General features: G+C 55.1%; 6 protein-coding genes. 1 reads left to right on the top strand and 5 read right to left on the bottom strand.

The window, feature by feature from the left end:
* Positions 1–91: 91 nt before the first annotated feature.
* From rlmN to PKO01S_RS28025, 5 genes are all read right to left on the bottom strand, one after another.
* Positions 92–1,153 (bottom strand): 23S rRNA (adenine(2503)-C(2))-methyltransferase RlmN, encoded by a 1,062-nt coding sequence (gene rlmN / locus PKO01S_RS28045; RefSeq protein WP_127534737.1) that lies wholly within the window; start codon positions 1,151–1,153, stop codon positions 92–94.
* A gap of 232 nt (positions 1,154–1,385) precedes the next feature.
* Positions 1,386–2,603, bottom strand: coding sequence for an MFS transporter (locus PKO01S_RS28040; protein ID WP_127534736.1), 1,218 nt, complete (start codon positions 2,601–2,603; stop codon positions 1,386–1,388).
* A 38-nt stretch (positions 2,604–2,641) separates the two neighbouring features.
* Positions 2,642–3,070 carry a MerR family transcriptional regulator gene (locus PKO01S_RS28035; RefSeq protein ID WP_127534735.1) on the bottom strand — a complete coding sequence of 143 codons (429 nt, stop codon included), beginning with the start codon at positions 3,068–3,070 and terminating at the stop codon, positions 2,642–2,644.
* Positions 3,071–3,351: 281 nt separating this feature from the next.
* The gene (locus tag PKO01S_RS28030) at positions 3,352–3,636 is read right to left on the bottom strand and encodes a hypothetical protein (protein ID WP_127534734.1); all 285 of its coding nucleotides are present in this window, start codon (positions 3,634–3,636) and stop codon (positions 3,352–3,354) included.
* A gap of 82 nt (positions 3,637–3,718) precedes the next feature.
* On the bottom strand, positions 3,719–4,297 hold the full coding sequence (locus tag PKO01S_RS28025) for a GNAT family N-acetyltransferase (RefSeq protein ID WP_127534733.1): 579 nt from the start codon (positions 4,295–4,297) through the stop codon (positions 3,719–3,721).
* A 528-nt stretch (positions 4,298–4,825) separates the two neighbouring features.
* On the opposite strand from PKO01S_RS28025, the gene thrS reads away from it, so the two are divergent.
* Complete coding sequence (gene thrS, locus PKO01S_RS28020; protein ID WP_127534732.1) at positions 4,826–6,751, top strand: threonine--tRNA ligase; 1,926 nt, start codon at positions 4,826–4,828, stop codon at positions 6,749–6,751.
* Positions 6,752–6,911 lie beyond the last annotated feature (160 nt).

Here is a 6,911-nt window from a genome sequence, read left to right as displayed (position 1 = left end):
AACGACACACTTTGTTACGCTATCAGGCAAAAATAAAACAGACGCTATTCCCACTGAATAGCGTCTATCCTGTTTGGGTTTAAGTTTAAGCTTACTTCGCCGCGCGGATCTGCTTGCTGCGCAATTGGCCGCACGCCGCATCGATGTCGACACCGTGCTCCAGACGGACGCTGACGCTGACGTTGTGCTTCTTCAGTACGTCGTAGAACGCCCGGATCGACTCCTGCGTGCTTCGTTGATATTGGCTGTGCTCATCAACCGGATTGTACGGGATGAGGTTCACGTTCACCAGATCGCGCCGGTCGTCGACCAGAGCCGCAAGCTCCTGTGCGTGCTCAACCTGATCATTCACGTCCTTGAGCAAAATGTACTCGAACGTAATACGCCGATTCGTCTTCGCCAAATAATAGTCGATCGCATCCATCAGCTTGGCGATTGGGATCGCCTTGTTGATCTTCATAATGAACGTCCGCAGCTCATCGTTCGGCGCATGGAGCGAAACAGCCAGATTCGTGTTCAGATCGGAATCGGCGAACTCCTTGATTTTGCCGGCGAGACCGCTCGTCGACACCGTAATATGGCGAGGGCCGATTGCTAGCCCTTTGTGATCTTTCACCGTATTGATGAAGTCGGACATGTTCTTATAATTATCGAACGGCTCGCCGATGCCCATCACGACGATATGGCTGACCCGCTCGCCCTGTCCGGCCGCATCGAGATGGAACTGAACCTTCATAATCTGCTCCGTAATCTCCCCGCTCGACAGATCGCGGCTCTTCGCCAATAGCCCGCTCGCGCAGAAGCTGCAGCCGATATTGCAGCCGACCTGCGTCGTCACGCATACCGACAGACCGAATTTGTGCCGCATCAACACCGTCTCTATCAAATTGCCGTCCGACAGGTTGAACAAAAACTTGATCGTGCCGTCCGCCGATACTTGCTTCGTATGCTCGGTCAGCGTCTCGATCACAAAATTCTCTTCCAGAAGCGCAATACAAGTCGGATGCACGTCGGTCATCGCCGCGAACTCGGCAACCCGCTTCCGGTACAGCCACTCCCACACTTGCGTCGCGCGAAACTTCTTATGTCCGCGTTCCAGCAGCCATGCAGCCAACTGCTCGAACGTAAATTGGTAAATCGTTGGTCGGTTCATGTGATACCCTCTCTTCGAAACGATTGGTCCTATTACCTATTGTCCCAGAACTGAAGGAGGAACACAAGAGTTCGGCCCTCCTGCCATGGCAGCCAAGCCGCTTCATCACAAGCGACTCGAGCCGTCATGACCCCCGCTAATAAAAAGACCCTTCGACCAGCCATACTAGACTTGTCGAAGGGTTCAAGAATGGTTATAGGGATTGAATAAAACCAAGGATGAGAGCTAACGATTAATGGCCTTCTACCGCATCGACATGCTTCAAGTGCTTACGGTTGAACCACAGGAAGATGACCGACAGAACAACGCAGGTACCGCCGACCGTGAACGGCATGTGCGGGTTGTACCATTCGGACAGCTTGCCCGCCAGATAAGGCGCAATCGCGCCGCCGATAAAGCGCAGGAAGCTGTAAGCGGCCGAAGCCGTCGAACGCTCGATCGTCGAAGCATTCATAACGCCTGTCGTGATGAGCGTGTTGTTGTTGCCAAGGAATGCGCCGGACAAAATAACCATCCAGACGACGACTTCCTTCTCATACGTCCAGTTCGCAATGACGAACAGCGTGACGGCGAACAGCAGCAGCTGTACGCACATCGCCGGAACCGTGCCTTGCCATTTCTGCAGCTTAGGCGCGACGAATACGGATGTGAACGCCAGCAGCAGACCCCAGCCGAGGAACACGTAGCCGAGCTGATGTTCATCGAAGTGATGAATGTGGCCCAGCACTAGCGCTGCATATACGAGCAGGGTGAAGAAACCGAAGTTGTACAGGAACGCCGCAATGCCGAATGTGCGAAGCGCACGATTCTTCAGCGCACGGAACGGGTCAAGCAGCGAAGTCTTCTTCCTCGCCGCGGATTGTGCTTGCCGCTTAGGCGATGGCATGAGCGTCATCAGCAAGATGAACGCGATGACCATTAAGCCGGCTACGCCGAAGAACGGACCGCGCCACGAGATCGAGCCGAGCTCGCCGCCGAGCAGCGGGCCGACGGAGATGCCCAGGCCAACCGCTACCTCGAACAAAATGATCGAACGCGCAACACCCGTTTTGGACATCGAGACGACAGCGGTTAGCGCGGTGGCAACGAACATTGCATTGCCGAGGCCCCAGCCGCCGCGCAATAGGACAAGGCCCCATACCCCATTAGACAAGCCGCCCAAGAAAGAAAATAGGGCAATGATGATGACGCCCATTATGAGTGTCCATTTGATGCCTAGCCGGGAAGAGATAACGCCCGTAATCAGCATGGCGATCGCCATGACCGCATTATAGCTCGTGAAGAGCAGCGTCACGTCCGAATCGGATGCATTAAAGTTTTTCGCGATGGACGGCAGGATCGGGTCGACGAGACCCAAGCCCATGAAAGCGATAATGCAGGCGAATATGACGGCCCACAGCGCCATCGGCTGGCTGAACATGCTGACTTTTTGTTGCTCTTTGGATTGCATACTTTGCTCAGACTCCTTTGGTTAGATATGAAAATGTGTTAATTCTGCGGGGTGTTCTCGATAGCATCGCAGATGCGCCTATGAATCTGGCCAATCTCCGCGCGGAATTGCGTCATCTTCTCCAGCTTCTGGTCGATCAGCCGCAGCTGTATGGCCACGTTCTTCTCGACCTCAACCAATTGACGCCGCTTTTCTTCGGCATCGACCGAGGTTCGATACACATGCGATTGACTCGATATCTCCTCGCGAATTTTGACGAACTCTAAAATTTCTTGCAGCGAGAACCCGAGCACGTCGCGCGCATTCACGATTTGGCCAAGCCGGTCAATATGCTCCTGCGTATACAGCCGCATACCGCCGTCGGTTCGTTCCGGAGGAGACAGCAGTCCCAGCTCCTCGTAATAACGAATCGTCCGCTTCGTCAATCCGCTCAACTTGGATACTTCGTCGATCTTATAATTTTTCATGCGATCATACCCCCATCGCCGTTCACAACAACGACATGACTTATATTAGACCAAAACAAACGTTTACGTCAACGTAAGCTTTTGAACAAATCTTAGTATCTGATACCTCATTTGCCATAGGTTATGGCACGCGATGACAAACTATGCGCCGTGCTAATAGACGCAAACAGGACCGGCGCCATCCGAAGATGACACCGGTCCTGTCTACTGTCTGACGTGCACAACGTCAGGACGATGCAGCGTTATGCTGCCCCGCCTGCCGATGCCGACAATCGCTTAACCTAATACGCCTTCAACGCGCGGCCCTTCTCGTCGAGCACGAACTTGCTCTTGCGGACCGCCGAGCCGTCCTTGAACATCACGACGATTCTAGCCGATGGATCGGAACGGTCGACCTCCGTCTTGTAGCCCTGCGTGTTGACGAGCTCCATGATTTCATCGAGTTCCATCTCTTTATAGCCGTAAAAGCCGCTGAGTCCTGCCCACTCCTTGAGCAGCACGTGTACCCGGTGGTCCAGCTTGTCCGGACCCGTGACAGGCCGGCTGTTGTTGCTCCGTCTAGCCATATATGCGTTCTCCTCCGCAATTAACGTCCATTTGCGCACTTAGTGCCGCTCATGAAATCATAGCATTTCGGGGAGCTTTCGTCTATTCTCCTGGTGCGATCGCAACCCGGCCGCTTAATTGCTTATTCTCCGCGAGAGCATCTGCCGGCAGCTCCAACAGCTCCAGCCGCTTCGCATAACAATGGCGTATCAAGCCGCCATACATCGGACGAGTGAATTGCACCGTCAAGCCCGCCTCTTCCAGATTTCGTCTGCTCGGCGCATTATCAGGATGAACGGTTGAGTATAAGTACAGTGCGCCACTTTCTCGAGCCCTCTGTTCCCGAATCTGGCTGAACAGCCGCTGCAGCCCGAGCCCGCGTACCGATTCATGAACAACGGTCGCTTCAAGCACGGCTACTTTCGTAAGCTCATCCTTCGGAACGCCGAACTCGGAGCCGAGATTCCAATCCCGAAGTCCAGGGAAGGACAACACCGAGTAAGCAACAAGCCGGCCGTCTTGGAAGGCTCCATAGATCTCTCCCAATTCCTCTACATGCGCATAGAAATAGGCTTCTTCATCGGTTGCAAACAACGACTTCGACGGAATCCGCGATACGACATCCTCCATCAGGGCATATACAGCCGGCACTTCCTCCGCAACAATGCGGCGAATTTCCATCGGTCCTCATTCCCTCGCTTATACTCTCGGACAGCGGCCCAAGTGCCTATATTTTACGATACCTGCAGATGATTTCCAAGTGCTTCGAGAGGCATTATCTACACCTGTTCGCGATGAATTCGATCTCGAATTGAACCGAATACGGGATAATATGCCGCTTGACAGTGAATGACAGCCGTGGTTATAATCAGTCCCAAGCTATAGCATGGCGATGATCAAAGACATGATTTCAACGATCCATCCTGTACAGAGAGAGGGGCGATTGCTGCGAGCTCCTTCAGCGATGACGATGAAGTTACCCCTTTGTAGCCGTGACGTGGAACCCGCGGGCGGCCGCGCAAGTATACGTCACCGGTTCATCCCCGATAACGGATGCCAATGAGGACCCCTGATCCGCCGCCGTAGGATCATCGGTCAAATGTAGGGTGGAACCACGAGTTTACAAGCACTCGTCCCTTTGCGGGATGCGTGCTTTTTTTGTGCGCATTTTCGCTAGTCTTGATTATGACAATCAGGAAGGTGAACGAAATGGCGGTTAAAGTCATTTTGCCGGACGGCGCAGTGAAGATGTGTGAGCAAGGAACGACGATTGAACAATTAGCAAGCGCGATATCCCCGAGTTTGGGCAAAAATGCGGTCGCAGGCAAACGGGACGGCAAACTCGTCGACGTGTATACGCCGCTAGATGCCGACTGCTCCGTCGAGATCGTAACGCAAGACAGCGCCGACGGTCTCGAAGTGTACCGTCACAGCACGGCGCATCTCATGGCACAGGCGCTGATGCGGCTGTATGGAGCTGAGTCGGGCGCCGTTAAACTCGGCATCGGCCCCGTCATCGAAGACGGCTTCTACTACGACATTGATATGCCGCACCAGTTGACGCCAGACGATCTAGCTCGCATTGAGCGCGAGATGGCGGCTATTGCCGCAGCCGATCTCCCGATACGCCGAAGGGAAGCGAGCCGCGAAGAAGCACAGGCGATTTTCTCGGCGCGGCAGGACGATCTGAAGCTGGAGCTGCTGGACGCATTGCCGGACGGCTCTGTCATCTCGCTCTACGAGCAAGGCGAGTTCGTCGATCTGTGCCGCGGACCGCATTTGCCGTCGACGGGCCGGATTCGGGCATTCAAGCTGCTCAGCATTGCCGGTGCTTACTGGCGGGGCGATTCGAACAACAAGATGCTGCAGCGCATCTACGGAACGGCGTTCCCGAAGCAAGCGCAGCTGGAAGAGCATCTGCATCTGCTTGAAGAAGCGAAGAAGCGTGATCACCGCAAGCTCGGCAAGGAGCTGGGACTGTTCATGTTCTCCGAGGAAGCGCCGGGCATGCCCTTTTATCTCAACCGGGGAATGATCCTGCGGAACGGATTGGAGAACTTCTCGCGCGAGCTGCAATATAAATTGGAATACGAGGAAGTCCGCACGCCGCTCATGATGAATCAGCGGCTGTGGGAGGAATCGGGCCACTGGGACCATTACAAGGACAATATGTATTTCACGGAAGTGGACGACAGCAAGTTCGCGCTGAAACCGATGAACTGCCCGGGCCACATGCTGATCTTCAAAAATCAGCTCCGCTCCTACCGGGAGCTGCCGCTCCGTATCGCGGAGTTCGGCCAAGTTCACCGGCACGAATATTCCGGCGCGTTGAACGGGATGATGCGCGTGCGGACGTTCTGCCAGGACGATGCGCATATATTCGTCCGCCCGGATCAGATTGAGGAGGAGATTGGCCGCGTCATTGCGCTGATCGACCGGATCTACAGCGTGTTCGGCTTCGCGTACTCCATCGAGCTGTCGACGAGGCCGGAAGATTCCATGGGCTCGCAGGAGCTGTGGGACGAAGCGGAAGCGGCGCTGAGCAGCGTGCTCGATGCCCGCGGCATTGCGTACCGGGTCAACGAAGGAGACGGCGCATTCTATGGGCCGAAGATCGACTTCCATATCCGCGACGCGCTGAAGCGCAGTTGGCAGTGCGCGACGATTCAACTCGACTTCCAGATGCCGGGCAAATTCGGCCTCTCCTACATCGGCGAGGACAATAAGAAGCATCAGCCCGTCGTCATCCACCGCGCCGTCTACGGCTCGATTGACCGGTTCATCGGCATGCTGACGGAGCATTACGCCGGTCAGTTCCCGGTATGGCTGTCTCCGGTTCAAGTCGCGGTACTGCCTGTATCGGATCATTATGCCGACTACGCTTGCGCGGTGAAGAAACAGCTTGGTGAGCATGGCATTCGGGTCGAGGTCGACGGCAGCAGCGAGAAGCTCGGCTACAAAATCCGCGCCGCGCAGCTGTCCAAAGTGCCCTACATGCTCATTCTAGGCGACAAAGAGCAGGCATCCGGCAGCGTTTCGGTCCGCAAGCGCGGGCAAGGCGATCTAGGCAGCCTGGAGCTGGCGGCGTTCATCGAGCGAGTCGCGGACGAGATCCGGCAGAAGTCGCTGGAATAGCACATATAATTTCTCCGTTCCAATAGACTCCGCCCCTATGGCCGGAATGACGAATAACAAAGCGCCGGCATAACTGCCGGCGCTTTTGTGCTGTTGTATGTGTCGTTGGCGTATCCTCGGAGTAACTACATAATTAGCTCCCTGGCGGTGGGGAGGTGAT

It is taken from the genome of Paenibacillus kobensis NBRC 15729, assembly GCF_004000825.1.
Taxonomy (GTDB): domain Bacteria; phylum Bacillota; class Bacilli; order Paenibacillales; family Paenibacillaceae; genus Paenibacillus_T; species Paenibacillus_T kobensis.
The sequence above is the reverse complement of the archived record's forward strand: the minus strand, read 5'-3'. Positions and strand labels throughout refer to the sequence as shown.

Excerpts from the sequence above, each read along its gene's own strand:
- PKO01S_RS28025 (WP_127534733.1), bottom strand. The coding sequence starts at position 4,297 with ATGGAAATTCGCCGCATTGTTGCGGAGGAAGTGCCGGCTGTATATGCC.
- thrS (WP_127534732.1), top strand. The coding sequence starts at position 4,826 with ATGGCGGTTAAAGTCATTTTGCCGGACGGCGCAGTGAAGATGTGTGAG.
- PKO01S_RS28035 (WP_127534735.1), bottom strand. The coding sequence starts at position 3,070 with ATGAAAAATTATAAGATCGACGAAGTATCCAAGTTGAGCGGATTGACG.
- PKO01S_RS28040 (WP_127534736.1), bottom strand. The coding sequence starts at position 2,603 with ATGCAATCCAAAGAGCAACAAAAAGTCAGCATGTTCAGCCAGCCGATG.
- rlmN (WP_127534737.1), bottom strand. The coding sequence starts at position 1,153 with ATGAACCGACCAACGATTTACCAATTTACGTTCGAGCAGTTGGCTGCA.
- PKO01S_RS28030 (WP_127534734.1), bottom strand. The coding sequence starts at position 3,636 with ATGGCTAGACGGAGCAACAACAGCCGGCCTGTCACGGGTCCGGACAAG.